This is a genomic window from Acetoanaerobium sticklandii, assembly GCF_000196455.1.
Lineage (GTDB): Bacteria > Bacillota > Clostridia > Peptostreptococcales > Filifactoraceae > Acetoanaerobium > Acetoanaerobium sticklandii.
Genome location: NC_014614.1, coordinates 2,326,728 through 2,342,507 on the forward strand (window position 1 = coordinate 2,326,728; position 15,780 = coordinate 2,342,507).

At 35.5% G+C, this 15,780-nt stretch carries 20 protein-coding genes, 1 tRNA gene and 1 other annotated feature; all 21 genes read right to left on the minus strand.

The genetic code is table 11. From position 1 onward, the window contains the following. Positions 1 to 30: 30 nt before the first annotated feature. Positions 31 to 393 (minus strand): 50S ribosomal protein L7/L12, encoded by a 363-nt coding sequence (gene rplL / locus CLOST_RS11125; RefSeq protein ID WP_013362424.1) that lies wholly within the window; start codon positions 391 to 393, stop codon positions 31 to 33. A 32-nt stretch (positions 394 to 425) separates the two neighbouring features. After that, the gene (rplJ, locus tag CLOST_RS11130; RefSeq protein ID WP_013362425.1) at positions 426 to 923 is read right to left on the minus strand and encodes a 50S ribosomal protein L10; all 498 of its coding nucleotides are present in this window, start codon (positions 921 to 923) and stop codon (positions 426 to 428) included. A gap of 20 nt (positions 924 to 943) precedes the next feature. Then, positions 944 to 1,069 (minus strand) — a sequence feature (ribosomal protein L10 leader region). Between the two features lie 46 nt (positions 1,070 to 1,115). Continuing rightward, the gene (rplA, locus tag CLOST_RS11135) at positions 1,116 to 1,814 is read right to left on the minus strand and encodes a 50S ribosomal protein L1 (protein WP_013362426.1); all 699 of its coding nucleotides are present in this window, start codon (positions 1,812 to 1,814) and stop codon (positions 1,116 to 1,118) included. Positions 1,815 to 1,884: 70 nt separating this feature from the next. Beyond that, positions 1,885 to 2,310, minus strand: a complete 426-nt coding sequence (gene rplK / locus CLOST_RS11140; RefSeq protein ID WP_013362427.1) for a 50S ribosomal protein L11 — start codon at positions 2,308 to 2,310, stop codon at positions 1,885 to 1,887. Positions 2,311 to 2,330: 20 nt separating this feature from the next. Next, on the minus strand, positions 2,331 to 2,867 hold the full coding sequence (nusG, locus tag CLOST_RS11145) for a transcription termination/antitermination protein NusG (RefSeq protein WP_330360758.1): 537 nt from the start codon (positions 2,865 to 2,867) through the stop codon (positions 2,331 to 2,333). Between the two features lie 43 nt (positions 2,868 to 2,910). Continuing rightward, a complete protein-coding gene (gene secE / locus CLOST_RS11150; protein ID WP_013362429.1) occupies positions 2,911 to 3,117 on the minus strand; it encodes a preprotein translocase subunit SecE in 207 nt (68 codons plus the stop codon). 18 nt (positions 3,118 to 3,135) lie between these two features. Continuing rightward, positions 3,136 to 3,285 (minus strand): 50S ribosomal protein L33, encoded by a 150-nt coding sequence (rpmG, locus tag CLOST_RS11155; RefSeq protein WP_013362430.1) that lies wholly within the window; start codon positions 3,283 to 3,285, stop codon positions 3,136 to 3,138. Positions 3,286 to 3,603: 318 nt separating this feature from the next. Next, positions 3,604 to 4,797, minus strand: a complete 1,194-nt coding sequence (gene tuf, locus CLOST_RS11160; protein WP_013362418.1) for an elongation factor Tu — start codon at positions 4,795 to 4,797, stop codon at positions 3,604 to 3,606. Positions 4,798 to 4,855: 58 nt separating this feature from the next. After that, positions 4,856 to 4,931: transfer RNA gene (locus CLOST_RS11165), tRNA-Thr, on the minus strand. Between the two features lie 144 nt (positions 4,932 to 5,075). Then, complete coding sequence (gene sigH / locus CLOST_RS11170; RefSeq protein WP_013362431.1) at positions 5,076 to 5,765, minus strand: RNA polymerase sporulation sigma factor SigH; 690 nt, start codon at positions 5,763 to 5,765, stop codon at positions 5,076 to 5,078. 13 nt (positions 5,766 to 5,778) lie between these two features. Further along, a complete protein-coding gene (locus CLOST_RS11175) occupies positions 5,779 to 6,318 on the minus strand; it encodes an NYN domain-containing protein (protein ID WP_013362432.1) in 540 nt (179 codons plus the stop codon). Positions 6,319 to 6,328: 10 nt separating this feature from the next. After that, positions 6,329 to 7,057 carry a 23S rRNA (guanosine(2251)-2'-O)-methyltransferase RlmB gene (rlmB, locus tag CLOST_RS11180; RefSeq protein ID WP_013362433.1) on the minus strand — a complete coding sequence of 243 codons (729 nt, stop codon included), beginning with the start codon at positions 7,055 to 7,057 and terminating at the stop codon, positions 6,329 to 6,331. A gap of 105 nt (positions 7,058 to 7,162) precedes the next feature. Then, complete coding sequence (gene thyX, locus CLOST_RS11185; RefSeq protein ID WP_013362434.1) at positions 7,163 to 7,933, minus strand: FAD-dependent thymidylate synthase; 771 nt, start codon at positions 7,931 to 7,933, stop codon at positions 7,163 to 7,165. Between the two features lie 273 nt (positions 7,934 to 8,206). Further along, on the minus strand, positions 8,207 to 9,133 hold the full coding sequence (locus tag CLOST_RS11190; RefSeq protein WP_013362436.1) for a DMT family transporter: 927 nt from the start codon (positions 9,131 to 9,133) through the stop codon (positions 8,207 to 8,209). 226 nt (positions 9,134 to 9,359) lie between these two features. Beyond that, positions 9,360 to 11,447, minus strand: a complete 2,088-nt coding sequence (locus tag CLOST_RS13640) for a methyl-accepting chemotaxis protein (RefSeq protein ID WP_157858301.1) — start codon at positions 11,445 to 11,447, stop codon at positions 9,360 to 9,362. Positions 11,448 to 11,525: 78 nt separating this feature from the next. Further along, positions 11,526 to 12,401 (minus strand): sulfite exporter TauE/SafE family protein, encoded by an 876-nt coding sequence (locus CLOST_RS11200; protein ID WP_013362438.1) that lies wholly within the window; start codon positions 12,399 to 12,401, stop codon positions 11,526 to 11,528. A 63-nt stretch (positions 12,402 to 12,464) separates the two neighbouring features. After that, complete coding sequence (locus CLOST_RS11205) at positions 12,465 to 13,472, minus strand: proline racemase (RefSeq protein WP_013362439.1); 1,008 nt, start codon at positions 13,470 to 13,472, stop codon at positions 12,465 to 12,467. Next, a complete protein-coding gene (locus CLOST_RS11210) occupies positions 13,469 to 13,939 on the minus strand; it encodes a glycine/sarcosine/betaine reductase component B subunit (RefSeq protein WP_041487206.1) in 471 nt (156 codons plus the stop codon). The genes CLOST_RS11205 and CLOST_RS11210 overlap by 4 nt, the downstream gene beginning before the upstream one ends. 15 nt (positions 13,940 to 13,954) lie before the next feature. Beyond that, positions 13,955 to 14,734 (minus strand): proline reductase cluster protein PrdD, encoded by a 780-nt coding sequence (gene prdD / locus CLOST_RS11215; RefSeq protein ID WP_231853133.1) that lies wholly within the window; start codon positions 14,732 to 14,734, stop codon positions 13,955 to 13,957. Positions 14,735 to 14,783: 49 nt separating this feature from the next. Continuing rightward, positions 14,784 to 15,512, minus strand: a complete 729-nt coding sequence (gene prdB, locus CLOST_RS13815; protein WP_013362442.1) for a D-proline reductase (dithiol) protein PrdB — start codon at positions 15,510 to 15,512, stop codon at positions 14,784 to 14,786. Continuing rightward, the gene (locus tag CLOST_RS11230) at positions 15,505 to 15,765 is read right to left on the minus strand and encodes a CBO2463/CBO2479 domain-containing protein (RefSeq protein ID WP_013362443.1); all 261 of its coding nucleotides are present in this window, start codon (positions 15,763 to 15,765) and stop codon (positions 15,505 to 15,507) included. The genes prdB and CLOST_RS11230 overlap by 8 nt, the downstream gene beginning before the upstream one ends. Positions 15,766 to 15,780: the final 15 nt, after the last annotated feature.

Below are 15,780 nucleotides of genomic sequence, written 5' to 3' on the forward strand. Positions count from 1 at the left end.
TACCTGAAGCACTCAATTACTAGAGTTAAATTATTTAACTTCTACTTTAGCGCCTGCAGCTTCTAGCTTTTCTTTAATTTGATCAGCTTCTTCTTTAGTTGCGCCTTCTTTAACTGGCTTTGGAGCTCCATCAACTAGGTCTTTAGCTTCTTTTAAGCCAAGTCCAGTGATTTCTCTTACTACTTTGATAACTCCTACTTTTGAAGATCCTGCCTCAGCAAGGATTACATCAAATTCAGTTTTTTCTTCAGCAGCAGCACCAGCAGCAGCACCAGCCATCATTACAGGAGCAGAAGCAGAAACACCAAATTTCTCCTCAGCAGCCTTTACAAGTTCGTTTAGTTCAAGAACTTTCATATTCTCTATAGCTTCTAAAATTTGTTCTATAGTCATTACGTACACCTCCGAATTATTTTTAAATTAAATTAAGCTTCTTGCTTCTTTGCAATTGCGTCAACAAGATAAACAAAGTTTGATACTGGAGCTTTAAGACTTCCAAGAAGTTTTGCGATAAGCTCTTCTCTTGAAGGAATCTCAGCAAGTTTTTTGATATTATCAGCATCATAGAATTCGCCTTCTACAAATCCCATCTTAAGCTCTAGCTTTGGATGAGTTTTTGCGAAGTCATTAACTATTTTAGCAGGAGCTACTGGATCTTCATATCCAAACGCTATAGCATTAGTTCCTACTAAGTTAACATTGTCAAACTGAGCCATGTTACCTACTTCAGCTGCAGCTCTTCTAACTAATGTATTTTTGTATACTTTATAGTCAATCCCAGCTTCTCTAAACTTATTTCTAAGTTCAGTCACTTCTTCAACCTTTAGTCCTTTGTAGTCAACAACCACACAAGAAGCAGACTTTTGAAGTTTCTCAGCTATTTCTGCAACTACGCCTTTTTTCATTTCAATCGCTTTTGTCATACGGCACCTCCTTCGTAGGCTTTAAAACAATTAAAGCCTTTATATATCCATAGACATACAAAGGCTCATTTTATAAAAATAAGATAATCCTCGGCAGGATATTAAGCATAAGCACCTACTGTCTACGGTAATAATTTAATTTTTAAGTACCTAAACATAATATAGCCTAGAATATAAATTGTCAATAGTTTTTTAGTCGTTTACTCTTGCTGGGTTGATTTTAACTCCAGGTCCCATAGTGCTAGTTACTACTACTGATCTTAAATATTGTCCTTTTGCTGCAGATGGCTTAGCTTTTACAACCGCTTCCATTAAAGCATGGAAGTTCTCAGCTAATTTTTCTTTTCCAAAAGAAACTTTTCCTACTGGAACGTGAATTATGTTAGTTTTGTCAAGTCTGTACTCAACTTTACCAGCTTTGATTTCATTGATTGCTTTTTCTACTTCAAATGTTACAGTTCCAGATTTAGGGTTTGGCATAAGTCCTTTAGGTCCAAGAACTCTACCTAATCTTCCTACTAATCCCATCATATCTGGTGTAGCTACGATAACATCGAAATCAAACCAGTTTTCACTTTGAATCTTTGTTACTAAATCTTCAGCTCCAACAAAATCTGCTCCTGCTGCTTCTGCTTCTTTAGCTTTTTCTCCTTTAGCGAACACTAAAACTCTGTTAGTTTTACCTGTTCCGTTAGGAAGTACAACTGCTCCACGAACCTGCTGATCAGCATGTCTAGAGTCAACGCCAAGTTTGATATGCGCTTCAACTGTTTCATCAAATTTTGCACTAGCTACTTCTACAACTACACCTAACGCTTCAGTTGCATTGTAGTAGTTATTTTTGTCGAATTTACTAAGCGCTTCTTGATATTTCTTGCCCTTCTTCGCCATTAAAATGCCTCCTTGTGGTAATAACGGTAAATAAATTTGCCTCCCACCAATCTATATGATTAAAATAGAACTACTCTTCTACTGTTACGCCCATACTTCTTGCTGTTCCTTCAATCATGCTCATCGCTGACTCAACTGAAGCAGCATTTAAGTCTGGTAACTTCAACTCCGCAATTTCTTTAACTTGTGTTTTTGTAATTTTAGCAACTTTTTTCTTGTTTGGTTCTCCTGAACCAGACTCGATTTTACATGCTTTTTTGATAAGAACTGCAGCTGGTGGAGTCTTAGTTATAAAACTGAATGATCTATCTTGATATACAGTTATAACAACCGGTATTATTAATCCACCTTGTTCTGCTGTCTTAGCGTTAAATTCTTTACAAAAACCCATTATGTTAACTCCATGCTGTCCAAGAGCCGGTCCTACCGGTGGAGCTGGAGTAGCTTTTCCTGCTGGTATTTGAAGTTTAATCTGTCCAATTACCTTTTTAGCCATTATATACACCTCCTGTTAGATTACTTTACCTTTTTAACCTGATAAAATTCAAGTTCTACTGGAGTTTCTCTTCCAAACATGGAAATGTTGACCTTTGCATGTTTTTTGTCATGGTTGATTTCTTCAATCGTACCTGCAAAACCATCAAAAGGTCCTCCTGAAACTTGGATTTTATCTCCTATAGAGAAATCTACAACAAGGTCAAAGCTCTTTTGCTTTTCAACTCCCATGTTCTCAACTTCTTCTGCTGTTAGCGCTACTGGTTTTGAGTTTGGTCCTACAAATCCAGTAACTCCTTTTGTATTCCTTACAACGTACCAGGATTCGTCTGTAACAATCATCTTAATCAGCACATAACCCGGAAACACTTTCCTTTGCCTGATTTTTTCTTTACCATTTTTGTTTTCGACAACGTCTTCAACAGGAACAGCAACGTCCTGAATCAAGTCTTCCATGCCTCTATTGGCAACGGCTTTTTCAATTGTAGCTTTCACCTTGTTTTCGTGTCCGGAATAAGTATGTATTACATACCATTTGGCTTGTTCTTGTTCTGACATAGACATCAGCCTAAAAAGGCCTGACCCTCCTTTTGGTTAACGATTATAAAGAAATTACTTTCTCAATGATAAACCCGAGTCCAGAATCTATAAGATAAATTATTAAGCTCACAATAAATACTGAGAATATAACAATCCAAGTATAGTTTGTTAATTCTTTGCGGCTTGGCCAATGAACCTTTTTAAGTTCTGTTCTGGTTTCTCTTAGAGAAGTTCCTATACCTTTTTTTACATTTGCTTCTGCTGACAATCCATTCACACCCTTTGACTATTTAGTTTCTTTATGCGCAGTGTGCTTTTTGCAGAATCTGCAGTATTTGCTAAGCTCTATTCTGTCTGGGTCATTCTTCTTGTTTTTTGTAGTGTTGTAGTTTCTTTGCTTACACTCTTGGCAAGCAAGTGTTATTTTTACTCTCATGGTCCACCTCCTACATTAATATGTGTTAGAAGGATCTATTTTTAAACATAGATTGGTGTAATTATATAACATTACCCATAAAATCTATCACAATCGCCAGCCGATGTCAAGAGATTTCGCTCTTATATATCAACTAAATTATGATTTTCGCCGAAATTAAAGTTTAACTCAATTTGTATTTTTTGTCAAAGCTTTCCACTATATTTGCTCTAGGTTTATATTAATTTTTTTTGCTGTTATCCTTCTATTTTATTTCAGTTTATATTAAAAACGAGCTTTTGCATAATGCAAAAGCTCGTATATAAGTCAGGGCTTTAATTACTCTACGATTGTAGCAACAACACCAGCGCCTACAGTTCTTCCGCCTTCTCTGATAGCAAAACGAAGTCCCTCTTCCATAGCGATTGGAGTGATAAGCTCAACTGAAATAGTGATGTTATCTCCAGGCATAACCATTTCTACGCCATCTGGAAGTGTGATGTCACCAGTTACGTCAGTTGTTCTGAAGTAAAACTGTGGTCTATATCCTTTAAAGAATGGAGTATGTCTTCCACCCTCTTCTTTTTTAAGTACGTAGATTTCTGCAGTGAACTTCGTTCTTGGTTTGATTGTTCCTGATTTAGCTAGAACTTGTCCTCTTTCGATATCATCTCTAGTTACACCTCTAAGAAGTGCTCCTATGTTATCTCCAGCTTGCGCTTGATCTAGTAACTTTCTGAACATCTCTACTCCAGTTACTACTACTTTTCTTGCTTCTTCTGTAAGTCCAACGATTTCTACCTCGTCTTGAACTTTTAGAATTCCTCTTTCTACTCTTCCTGTTGCAACTGTTCCTCTACCAGTGATTGAGAATACGTCCTCTACTGGCATTAGGAAAGGCTTGTCGATATCTCTTTCTGGCTCTGGAATGTAGCTATCGATTTGCTCGAATAACTCAACGATTTTGTCTCCCCACTCAGATGCTGGATCTTCTAATGCTTTTAGTGCTGATCCTCTGATAATTGGAGTGTCATCTCCTGGGAATTCGTACTCGTTTAGTAGGTCTCTTACTTCCATTTCTACTAGCTCAAGTAGCTCTTCGTCATCTACCATGTCACATTTGTTTAGGAATACTACGATGTATGGTACCCCTACCTGTCTTGATAGTAGGATATGCTCTCTTGTTTGTGGCATTGGTCCATCTGCTGCTGAACATACTAGGATAGCTCCGTCCATCTGTGCTGCTCCTGTGATCATGTTCTTAACGTAGTCAGCATGGCCTGGGCAGTCAACGTGTGCGTAGTGTCTGTTTGGAGTCTCATACTCAACGTGTGCTGTTGAGATTGTGATTCCTCTTTCTCTTTCCTCTGGTGCCTTATCTATGTTTTCGAAATCTACTGCTGCTCCGAATCCGTATCTTGCATGTAATGTCTTTGTGATTGCTGCTGTTAATGTTGTTTTTCCGTGGTCTACGTGTCCTATTGTTCCAATATTAACGTGTGGCTTGGTTCTTTCAAATTTAGCTTTTGCCATTTTATTAGCTCCTCCTCCAATAAACACTTCCAAGTGTTTCATTATTATAAAAAAGAAATGGAGCTCACGAGCGGACTTGAACCGCCGACCTCCGCCTTACCAAGGCGACGCTCTACCGACTGAGCCACGTGAGCACTTACAAGGCATATTGTACTATGTTTATACACAAAAATCAAGAAAGATTTTTTGTATATTAAAATCTTATTATCAATACCTTAAAATTATTGAAATTTAAAAGTAATTTTTGTTTTCTATAAGTTTTGAATTACTTATTTATGTTATTCTCTTTGCTCCAAATATTTTTCAAACTTTCTTTTTATTCTCTGAAGCGCATTATCAACACTTTTAGTATGCTTGCAAAGTTTCTCAGATATTTCATTATAGGAATAGCCTTTTAAATATAGTGATAAAACCCTAGTTTCAAACTCGCTTAGCATTTCCTTTGTTTTCTCTTCTATGAGCTTCATTTCTTCTTTACTTATTATAAGCTGTTCAGGGTCACTTATATGAGAATTTTTCATCATATCCATAAGAGTTTTATCTGGATCTTCTTCACTCATAGGTTTATTAAGAGAAATGTACGAATTAAGGGGAATATGTTTTTGCCTCGTTGCCGTTTTTACAGCTGTAATGATTTGCCTAGTTACACATAGCTCTGCAAACGCTCTAAATGAAACTGTTTTTTCTTCATCGTAATCTCTAATTGCTTTAAATAGCCCAATCATTCCTTCTTGCAATATATCTTCTTTGTCCGCTCCAACGATAAAAAAGGGCTTGGCTTTTGATCTTACAAAGTTACGATATTTTTTAAGAATATGATTTAAAGATTTTTCGTCTCCAGCTTTCGCTCTAAAAACCATATTGTCATCTACGTCAGCTTCATCATCGCTTATTATTTCTTTGTTTTCATCAACGATGTCTGAGTCAGCAATTGCGAAATCATATTTCAAGTCCTCATTTTTTGACATTTAACAGCCTCCATCATTTCCCCTTAGATACACCTTTTCTTATTTCCTCTAATTTTCGAAGCACATCCGTGTCAACCACATCCTCTAAGGTGTTTTTTTCTGTTTTTTTCGTCTTTGTTGTGGTTTTAATTTTAGTGTTTGAGCGCTGTACCTCTATATTTAGCTCTCTTGTAGTTATTCTGCTTCCACCCTTGCCAAGAACCATCTGCTGCTCAGCCATGTCATCGCTTGCAACTCTTATACTCAAGTGCTTTTTAGGTCCAAACTCGGTTATAAGCTTTTCTATATATGAATCGGCAGTTTGCTTTTCTTTTGTATACACAATTTTTAAATTGCCTACTTCTTCTTCTCTTTTCGTATGAGCTTTGACTCTGTATGCATCATAGACAACTATGGTGAAGATTCCACTAAAAGCAGCATATTCACCTAGAATAAAATTGAGCTTGTCTCTTGCTCCTTCTAAGTCCACTTTAGCAATTTCATTTAAATCACTCCATGCATTAATTACATTATAGCCATCTACTATGAGATAGTCCGTAAATTTCTTTTTCAATTTTATCTTCCTAACTATTTCGTCTTTGCCTTACTACTTCATATAAAAGAATAGATGCAGCCACGGACGCATTTAAAGACCCGACGTTACCTTTCATAGGTATTTTGAGGGTAAAATCACAATTGTCCTTTAGAAGTCTCGATATACCTTTACCTTCATTTCCTACTACTAGAGCAACTGAGCCTTTTAAATCCACTGTATCATATGACTCTCCATCCATATCCAAGGCATAAATCCATATACCTTCTTTCTTAAGCTTCTCAACTGTAGATACTAGATTGGTTACTTTTATAACCTTCATGTAAGACGCCGCTCCAGCAGCTGTCTTTTCTACAGTTGCATTCACAGAGGCCGATCTTCGTTTTGGTATGATTACACCGTGAGCTCCAGCACCCTCTGCAGAACGAATTATAGCTCCTAGATTATGAGGATCTTCTATTTCGTCCAATATAATAAAGAAAGGTTTTTCATCCTTTTCTCTAATTTCATCTAACACTTCTTCAAGTTCATAGTATTTATAATCTGTTACTAGCGCCACAACCCCTTGATGCTGGGTGCCTTCAGCAAGTTCATCTAGTTTGGTTTTATCAACCTCTTTGATTAATATTTTCTGTTCTTTTGCTATAGAGAGGATTTTTTTAATAGAGCCCTCTTTATCTCCCGCTTTAATATATAGGCAATCTATAGTCCGATTGCTTTTAAGTGCTTCAAGCACTGGATTTCTTCCTGATATATTCATACTGGTTTCTTCTTTCTATTTTAGATAATTTTTATAAGGAGATAACAGGTACCTCCTTATAAATTTAAATACAGCGATTTAATTTCTTTACAATTGCTTTTAGTTTTATAAACTAGCTTCGATAGCTTCAATTTTAGATTTTGGGATGTCTGGTCGTTTACATGACATAGCACCTTCCTTACAACTACCCTTGTAGCAACTAGGACCTGCATTTTTAAACAAAATAGGTGCTACGCTCTTTACTTCTCTTAGCATTTCAAAAGCTAAATCTCTGATTTCCCATTGTGCTCTTTCACAACATCTATGAGTGAAGAAATTCATAAGGGAGCGCGCATTCATGCTTACTACCATTTTAGTCTCACAGGCATTAGGAAATACATATCTAGCATCTTCTATAGATACTTTTTCAGCAGCTGAGGCCGCTTTTTTTTCACTCATGCCTTGTTTTATAAACTCTGCATAATTCTTTTCATATAGTTTTTCAACTATTTCATCATAAGCTTTTTGGTCTGCTTCCATAGCTTTTAAAAATATGGACTTAGCCTCTTCATTGGCTTCTATTTGTGGTGGAACTATGTATTCAAATTGGCTTAGCTTTACATATCTTTGTGACTGCTGAGAAAAGCTAGCAATTCTGTGTCTTACTACTTGGTGAGAACAGGCTCTTGATATTCCTTCAATAGAAAACGTAAAGCTTACATGCTCTATAGGGCTTTCGTGTCCCATTGATACAAGAATGCCAAGAAACTTCTCAACCTCTTGAGGTGATAAACCTTCACCTATAGACTCTGCTCCAACTGGAGAATAGCAAAGTTTAGCGGCCATAGACACAACCTTGTCCGGATTATCTGTATGTGCAATTAGTTTTACTCTCATCATAAGCTCCCCTTTTCTTGTAAAGTTCTTTGACTTAATATATCATATTTAGCATTTATACACAATTCAAGAAAATACTAAGAATTTGTCAAAAAAAACAATATCTCAGAATGCATTTACACTAGAACTTAATGTTTCATCAGTATAAATTATAATCTGAGATATAATTTTATTATTATCGCTTTCTTCAATATATTTACTTGCTTCAAATATTTTTTTATTCAAGTGGTATTTTTGTTTATTCATTTTATATTTAATTCAATTTAGCATGTTTTACTTCACTTCAAATGAATTTTCCAACGATACTTTTTTTAAAGCTTTGTTTGGTAGGCTTACCATAATAGCTGATGTAATTATAAGAACAGCTCCCATAAGCTGATATATTCCCATCTTTTCATTTAAAAACGCTGCTCCTAGTATACAGGCAATTACAATTTCCATATTTGCAATTATGGATCCTTTTACAGCTCCTATTCTCTTCACTCCTGCAAAAAGAGCAAGCATAGCTACTGAAGTTGCAAATATTCCTATAAGAGCCGCATAGCTAAGAGCAAATATATTTATAGGATATATGAAGGTGTTACTTACTATCGCTGCAATTCCCATACCTAAAGCTGCAAATATATTGGTATAATAACTCATTTTTACTGAGTCTATTTTCTTTACTCTCGGGAGAGATAGTCCTAGTACATAAAACGCATATAGAATCCCTCCAAGAAGAGAAAAAATAATTCCTCTATAATCTATTTGAGCTTTTCCTGGAGATACTATCGATAAAATACCTACACTGCCTAATACTAAAGATAAAATTTTATTCGGCGTAAGCTTTTCTTTGAAAAAAGCAAATGAAAATAAGGTTACAAAAATAGGATAAGTAAAAAAAATAACTGCAGTAAGCGATGCAGGTATAAAGTTTAGTGAATAAAAATAACAAAAGGAAACCAAATTATACCCTATAAATCCAAATCCAAATGCTATTATACCGTCTTTGGCATTTAGCTTTAAAGGTCGTTTTAAAATATGCGAGACTAAAAAAAGAATAATGGCGGCAATAAAGAATCTTAGAAAAAGAAGAGTCGTAGTATTTAACCCATAGCTGTAAGCCATCTTTCCCAATACTCCCATTGTAGCAAATCCCATAGCCGATAGAAAAACCAAAAGTTCTCCTTTAATACCTATAGAAAAAATACCATTTTTCATTTAGTCTCATTTCTCCTTTTCGTTGTAAAATTAAATTTTTATAAGTAAAATTAATTTGCCAATCTTAATCTAATACATTTTTTCTTTACATTCAATCTATTTTTTTAGTATTTTCAAAATAGTCATAAAATTACACTTTTTTTTAGTAACTAAAAAGGAATATAATCTTTGAAAAGACTATATTCCTTTTTGAATTTATTTATATATTAAATTTTCTTAACAAATATTAAACTTTAAATTTATCAATAAGAGATTTTAGTTCATCAGCGATAATAGCTAGCTCCTCTCCAGACTCGGATATCATGCTTATTGACTCTAATTGCTGCTGCATAGATGCCGATGCCTCTTCTGTCCCCGCAGCGTTTTCTTCAGATACCGCAGATAGATTGTGCATTAGATTTACTATTGCATCTTTATTCACATTCATTATTTTAGATGATTGATTTAGCTTTTCAATCACATCTTTTACCGTTTCAATCGCTTGTGCTATCATTTCAAATTTCTCTTCAGTACTTTTTACAGAAATATTTTGTTTATTAACTATATCCTTAACCTCTACCATAGCCTCTACAGCTCCTGTAGATTTCTGTCTTAGCTCATCGATTATAGTCTTAATATCATTTGTAAAGTCATTTGATTGCTCCGCCAATTTTCTTATTTCATCAGCAACAACAGCAAATCCTCTTCCAGCTTCTCCAGCTCTTGCAGCTTCTATTGCAGCATTAAGTGCGAGAAGATTAGTCTGGTCTGCTATATTTTGAATCATTTGACTTGCCACTTCGATCTTTTCGGCACTTTCATTATTACTCAAGATAATCTTGTAAATCATATCGGAGGATTTCATATTGCTATCCGTCTGACTTACCACTTCATTTAGTAGCACAAAGCCTTCATTCTTTTGCTTGTCTATTTGAGTTACCGAGTGATTAAGCTCCTTAATATGCTCAAAATCTTTTTCTATAGCCTCTTCCATTTCGCTTACATTTTCACTCGCCTGCTCTGTATCTTTTGCTTGGGAGGTAGCACCGTTAGCGATTTCCTCTATAGCCTTCGATATTTCCTTAGAGGTAAACTCTGTTTTTTTAGAAACCTCAGCAAATCTATTCGATGCCTCATGTATCTGATCTGAGCGTTCTATTAGTGTAAAAAGCATCGCTCTAATAGAGGTTTTCATCTCACTTAGCGCATTAGCCATCTGACCAAATTCATCCTGTTTATTTAGAAGGCCATCCTCTAACTCATGAGAAAAATCACCTGACGCCATTTGAAGTAAATGTGCTTTTAGCTTATTGATAATTTTAATAGAACCACTTAGATTTGTATACAATATAAGAGCTAGTATTGCAAAGATCAATAAGCCTGCAATTGCTATCATCATGTTGTTTTTTGCTATAGCAACATTGACGCTTTCCATGGAGAATCCTATGTTTATAGCTCCTAGATGTTCTCCTGCCACTTCCACAGGCATGAGTATATCGTAGACGTCTACTTTTCCAGCTTCATAATAATATTCTGATGCATACTCTTTTTTATCAACTGCAGCTGTCTTACTTCCTTCATCCGTCAAAGTTATACCTATTCTGTCTTTATTGCTGTGAGCAGTTGCGATTAAATTCTTATCTATAAAAAGTGCATAAACAATTTTTTCATCATCCACTATATTGTCAATTAGGGTCTGGTAACTGAACTGGTCGCTGAACTTTTGAACCATGTCGGCTTTTATCCCTACCTGAGCATAGTAACCATCATTTCCTCTTACATAGCCATACTGCTTGTATTCTTTTGACTCTGCATCTTGTCTTATGGCTTCTATTTGAGTTTTTTCAGTCCCATTTGCAAATGCCATAGCCGCATGGTCACTAGGAGCCTGCCATCCTACATAATCAACAAAGTTTGAATACACTATCATGCCCTGAGGGTTAAACCAGTTTATTTCATCTACATTTAAGTCTTTAGCAAGCGTTTGCATATACTCCATGCTCAAGTTACCACTATTTGAAACTATAGTATTCCCAGTTGAGATAATTTTTTCTGATAACATTTCATTCATACTACCAAGAGCTTGCGAATTATCATTAAGTCTGTCAACAAATGAATGTGTTAAAAAAAATCCATTTTCTCTCATCTCAGCTAACAAACTGTTTTTTGTGAGCACGCTAGAAACTGCTCCGATTACAAATACCCCCACAAGTATTACAATGAGAGGAACAAATAAAAGCTTAACTTTAATCGACTTGCCTTTTGGGGATTTTTCTACATTCATCATTTCGCCACCCTTCAAATATAAACTAAATTCAAATTCTACTAAAATCATGTCCAATTAAAAAGGTTATACCCAAGTAAGAATAATCTTACTCAAGATATAACCTTTATATTATAAATAAAATTTTAATTATGCAGCTTTTGTATCAGCTGGCTTAGATGCAGCTTTAAACATTGTCATAGAAGTATAGAAGATAACTCCTATTACTAACCATCTAAGAATATCAAGAGGTAGTGACTTAACGATATATGCCGCTATAAATACTCCAACAATTCCTAGTACAGCTATAGCTAAAGAAGCTTTTCTGTTATAAGCGCCTTCTCTTACGAACTTAACAGATGCAACTGGCATTAAGAATGCGCAAGATCCCATCATTATAGGGAAAGCAACTGCTGGGCTCATTCCAAGGAAATAAACTAGAGCCATACAAGGAGCATAAAGTCCGATTCCAAGTGTCATAAGAGCTCCAAGGATAAAGTTACCAACTATAGCTAAAACAAGTTTTACTCCAGTAAGTCCTATAGCATCTCCGCCTCCTGGCATCCATCCCATTTGTCCAGCAAGCATTAAAAACGCTGTAACAAAAAGTGCGATTGCCATTGCAAGCTGAATCTTTTTCTCAGGAAGTCCAGAAACGAAGCCAGCGCCTAACCAAGCTCCAATAGTAGCTGCAGCTAGCATACCAATAAGTGTTACTGGCTCAACTTCTATAACTGTGATAAAGATAAATGCCTCTGCAACAACTGGCCATGTACAAGAAACGTTTAATGTTCCAGGTAGAACCCTGTCATGTATTTGTCTAAAAGCTTTAAGTAAAGCGGTAGTAGGTGCAAAGCTTCCTATACCTAGTGTATCAAAAAAGTTTGTTATAAATCCGATAATACCTGCTGTTAAAAAGTTAGTCTCAGTTTCTAGATTGTCTTTGTGTTTTGCGACATCCTTAACAAACTCAAAGCTGAACCATGCCGTCAGTGCGCCTAAAACTCCTAATATCCCTGTAATCATAGTAGCCTCCTCAATTAATTTTAATTTGATTGTTAAATCATATTTTAACGATTATACACTATTTTATACTGTAAATCCATACTTAAGTGGATCTTCTGGATCAATTACGAAATGATTGAATCCAGTTATATATGCTCCCCCTGTAATTTCTGGGATTATAGCATCAAATTCTCCAACTTTAGTTTCTTCTAAAACTCTTCCTTTGAACATTGTTCCAGTGATGCTTTCGTATACAAATTTTTCATCTATCTTAAGATGTCCTTTTTTGTAAAGTGTTGCAAGCTTAGCACTAGTTCCAGTTCCACAAGGAGAACGGTCTACTTGCCCTTGTCCAAAGATAACAACGTTTTTGTATGTAGCTTCAGGATTAGATGGCTCATCGTAGATTTCTACTAAATCAACAGTTTTGATATGCTCTAACTCTGGATGTTGAACTTTGATTTTTTCATTTATTAAATCTCTGATTTCTATACCTAATTTCTTAAGTACATCAACCTGGCTAGTTTCTACTTTAACTCCTAGCTCTTTTGCATGTATAATAGCAAAGAAGCTTCCGCCAAAAGAAATATCAAATGTAATAGTCTTGTTTAAAGAAGGTACTTCTAATTTAGCATCTTCCATATATAAAAATGAAGGAACGTTAGTTATAGATACTTCTTTTACTTTTTCATTTTCTACCATAACCTTAGCTTTGATAAGTCCAGCAGGTGCTTCCATGTTGATATTAGTAACAGGCTCTACCATTTCTACCATTCCTGTTTCTACTGCTACAGTTGCAGCTCCAATTGAACCATGGCCGCACATATTTAAGTATCCGCCGCCATCCATAAATATAATTCCAAAATCAGCTTCTTTATTATTCGAGCTAGTTATAATAGAACCAAACATATCATTATGTCCTCTTGGCTCATGCATTAAAGCAGTTCTAACGTAGTCTAGGTTATCTTCAAGATATTTTTTCTTGTCAGCCATAGTTTCTCCATTAATCTGCGGAATACCTCCTACAACTATTCTAGTAGGTTCTCCCATAGTATGTGAATCTATAGCGTGAATTCCTTTAGAAAACTTCATCTTCTTGCTCCCTTCATTTTTAGTTTCAAAAACGCTAAGGCTTTCTTAGCATCTAATTTTTCCACTGTGTTTTCTCCCACAGTTTGGGTTTCTATACCTGCCTTCGACTTATTAAAGTCTACTATAGTATCCATATATTGATTTTCCACTACGAATTTTGCTTGAGTTCCTATAAAGCTAAGCCCTACAACAGGAATTCCTCTGATACCAATTTCTTCAATAGTGTTTGCATAATCAACATGGCTGTTTCCCCATCCGTCAACTGAAATAATAGTTCCATCTGCTCGCATAGATTCTAGCCATACAGCTACTCTCTTGCCGACGTATTCTTTTTCTTCGTTGCTTTGAGGAGTTCCAACGACTATGATTCCCATTAAATCAATATCTTGATCATTCGATACTACATCTAAAAGCGGATCTCTAAAATGGTGCAAAGTAGTCTCTTTTGTAGATGGTCCTACACCCATTATCATTCACCTTCTTTAAGTCATAGCCCTAATAGCACCATCTCTGTATTCATTAGGACTTAAAATGATTGGCATATTGCCCATATCTATAATACTTCTACCTCCGGCTACAGAGCTTGAACTATTTGGCAAAATAAAATTGTCATACATAGCTCCTTGGCCTGCAACTTGCTTAACTATTGCCACCTTATAGCCATTTTTTCTTATTTTGTCGTAAAATTTGTACTTTTCTGTACATAATTTGGAGTCCATAGCCTTTAGGTACAGTCTTACATCCTCTAAAAAATCATCACAAGCTTTATGACACTCTATAATTGCTTCTCTAACTACGCCTTTTCCCTTATATAAAACTAAATCGAAAGAAATAATGTAATCGTTTTCAGAAGGAGTACCTGGTCTACCTAGTTTTAGCCTTTCAGCTAAAATTCCTTCAGACGAACCAAACTCAGCAACTTGAGTACCTTCCTCATCTGCTCCAGTTATCATAACATAAGCCCCAGTAATAGTGTGGGTGATACCTTCTCCTAAATTTCCAAGTACCTTTACAGATATAGGTAGAATATCCATAATACTGTTAGTCCAAATATTATGTTCCCTAGGCTTAATTATTTTTACTGAAATTTCTTTTATCGATGGATATTTAGTTATAATATTGTCAATCTTGGATAAAGAAAAACTTAAGCAACTGTCATTAATTTTTGCTTTTTCTGCAAATTCTACTTTATCTACATGATAAGATCTAATGACAAGTTTTCTTAAATCAATTTCGTTTGTCAGCATATTATTCACCTTCATTTTTATTCTAAACAAAGGGCATATGCCCTTTGTTTAGAAATATAATCCATTAAACCTTTGCTACGTACTCGTAAGGTAGTGGTACTATTTTTCCTGCACTAGGAATCTCAACTAATTGCTTTAGAGAATCTGTACAAATAGCTTTTTGCATTTCTGGATTATTAGGCTCTCCAGCATTAGCACCCATAGGTACTAGTGGAGCAACAGCTCTTGGAGTTCCATTTTGTCTTACAACTGGTGGTAATGCTGCTATAATTATTGTAGGAATACCCGATTCCTCAATCGCTCTCTGCACTATAACTGCAGAACGATGGCAGGTACCTCAGCCAGCTGTTAGAAGAACTGCATCTACGCCTTCTTCTTTAAGTTGTCTAGCTATCTCAGGACCAGTTTCTTCTGAGAATTTCTTTTGGTCTCCACCACCACCCATGAATCCTATGTTTATAGGAGCTAGAGCTTTAATGAATCCTTCTTTAGCTAATGTTCTCATTGGATCTATTGGGAACATACAGTTGATGTCTTTGTTTACATCTCCATTATCATAACCTCCGTGAGATACCATCATATCATTTACAGATGCATCTCCTGGAATAACTCTGAAAGAAAAGTCTCCTGCTAGGTTAAATCTCTTGTCAGCTTTCATATGAACTCCTGCTGCTGTAACAAGCGCAACAGTCATGTCTTTTAATTCTTTTGTTACTGGTGTCCACACTGGTGGTGGTGTAATAGGTACATAAATTTCAGATTGTAATCCTTTTACTACAGTCAAATCAGACATTCATCTTCCTCCTTTTATCTTTATTCTTTTGGATATTACTCAAATATTTTTCATTAACTTCATCACTTAATACTTCTATAAAACTCATGTTCATAGCAACCTCTAGACCAATTTCAAGAGGATAGTCAGTAATGAGCATTCTTTTAGGGACTTTCAGAAAGCCTAACCTTCCTTTAAAATCTACCGATACAGAACAATCATCAAAATCTACAATGATTCCTTCCATATATATGATTTTGTCTCCATATTTCATATAATCACCTTTTCA

What these genes read in the sequence shown, in the direction of transcription:
- rplL (WP_013362424.1), bottom strand. Translation starts at nt 393, where the DNA reads ATGACTATAGAACAAATTTTAGAAGCTATAGAGAATATGAAAGTTCTT.
- rplJ (WP_013362425.1), bottom strand. Translation starts at nt 923, where the DNA reads ATGACAAAAGCGATTGAAATGAAAAAAGGCGTAGTTGCAGAAATAGCT.
- rplA (WP_013362426.1), bottom strand. Translation starts at nt 1,814, where the DNA reads ATGGCGAAGAAGGGCAAGAAATATCAAGAAGCGCTTAGTAAATTCGAC.
- rplK (WP_013362427.1), bottom strand. Translation starts at nt 2,310, where the DNA reads ATGGCTAAAAAGGTAATTGGACAGATTAAACTTCAAATACCAGCAGGA.
- nusG (WP_330360758.1), bottom strand. Translation starts at nt 2,867, where the DNA reads ATGTCAGAACAAGAACAAGCCAAATGGTATGTAATACATACTTATTCC.
- rpmG (WP_013362430.1), bottom strand. Translation starts at nt 3,285, where the DNA reads ATGAGAGTAAAAATAACACTTGCTTGCCAAGAGTGTAAGCAAAGAAAC.
- tuf (WP_013362418.1), bottom strand. Translation starts at nt 4,797, where the DNA reads ATGGCAAAAGCTAAATTTGAAAGAACCAAGCCACACGTTAATATTGGA.
- sigH (WP_013362431.1), bottom strand. Translation starts at nt 5,765, where the DNA reads ATGTCAAAAAATGAGGACTTGAAATATGATTTCGCAATTGCTGACTCA.
- rlmB (WP_013362433.1), bottom strand. Translation starts at nt 7,057, where the DNA reads ATGAATATATCAGGAAGAAATCCAGTGCTTGAAGCACTTAAAAGCAAT.
- thyX (WP_013362434.1), bottom strand. Translation starts at nt 7,933, where the DNA reads ATGAGAGTAAAACTAATTGCACATACAGATAATCCGGACAAGGTTGTG.
- CLOST_RS11190 (WP_013362436.1), bottom strand. Translation starts at nt 9,133, where the DNA reads ATGAAAAATGGTATTTTTTCTATAGGTATTAAAGGAGAACTTTTGGTT.
- CLOST_RS13640 (WP_157858301.1), bottom strand. Translation starts at nt 11,447, where the DNA reads ATGATTTTAGTAGAATTTGAATTTAGTTTATATTTGAAGGGTGGCGAA.
- CLOST_RS11200 (WP_013362438.1), bottom strand. Translation starts at nt 12,401, where the DNA reads ATGATTACAGGGATATTAGGAGTTTTAGGCGCACTGACGGCATGGTTC.
- CLOST_RS11205 (WP_013362439.1), bottom strand. Translation starts at nt 13,472, where the DNA reads ATGAAGTTTTCTAAAGGAATTCACGCTATAGATTCACATACTATGGGA.
- CLOST_RS11210 (WP_041487206.1), bottom strand. Translation starts at nt 13,939, where the DNA reads ATGGGTGTAGGACCATCTACAAAAGAGACTACTTTGCACCATTTTAGA.
- prdD (WP_231853133.1), bottom strand. Translation starts at nt 14,734, where the DNA reads ATGAAGGTGAATAATATGCTGACAAACGAAATTGATTTAAGAAAACTT.
- CLOST_RS11230 (WP_013362443.1), bottom strand. Translation starts at nt 15,765, where the DNA reads ATGAAATATGGAGACAAAATCATATATATGGAAGGAATCATTGTAGAT.